The following is a 588-nucleotide window of genomic DNA, read 5'->3' as shown; positions in this document are numbered from 1 at the left end:
AGTAGATGGCGCAGAACGGGCGCAGCCCTTCCGTCGCCATGCCGGCGGCGAAGGTGACGGCGTGCTGCTCGGCAATGCCGACATCGAAAAAGCGGTCGGGATAGGCCTTGGCGAACTTGTCCAGCCCCGTGCCCGAGGGCATGGCGGCGGTGATGGTGACGATGCGGTTGTCCGTCGCGGCCTGACGGACCAGTTCGCGGCTGAAGACCGAGGTGTAGCTCGGCGGGCCCGGCGGGCCTTTCTTCTGCTCGCCGGTCACGACGTTGAACTTGGACACCGCGTGATATTTGTCACCAGCCGATTCGGCGGGCGTGTAGCCACGGCCCTTTTCGGTAATGACATGGACCAGCACGGGGCCGACATCCTCGGCGTCGCGCAGGTTGCGCAGGATGTGGACGAGCTGGTTCATGTCATGGCCGTCAACGGGGCCGACATAATAGAAGCCCAGCTCCTCGAACAGCGTGCCGCCGGTCATGATGCCGCGCGCGTATTCGTCCGCTTTCTTCGCCGTGCGTTCCAGGCGGCCGGGCAGGCGCTTGGCCATCTTGCCCGCCAGTTCACGCAGGCCAAGGAACTTGCGCGAGGACA

Annotated in this window: 1 protein-coding gene; it reads right to left on the bottom strand. The window is 65.3% G+C overall.

The window, feature by feature from the left end; all coding sequences use genetic code 11:
• The coding region (locus tag DY926_RS09940; RefSeq protein ID WP_274541801.1) for a 1-deoxy-D-xylulose-5-phosphate synthase N-terminal domain-containing protein at positions 1-588 on the bottom strand (588 nt) is incomplete at both ends.

Origin of the sequence: Komagataeibacter melaceti (genome assembly GCF_003403295.1) — a bacterium.
Taxonomy (GTDB): domain Bacteria; phylum Pseudomonadota; class Alphaproteobacteria; order Acetobacterales; family Acetobacteraceae; genus Komagataeibacter; species Komagataeibacter melaceti.
The sequence above is the reverse complement of the archived record's forward strand: the minus strand, read 5'-3'. Positions and strand labels throughout refer to the sequence as shown.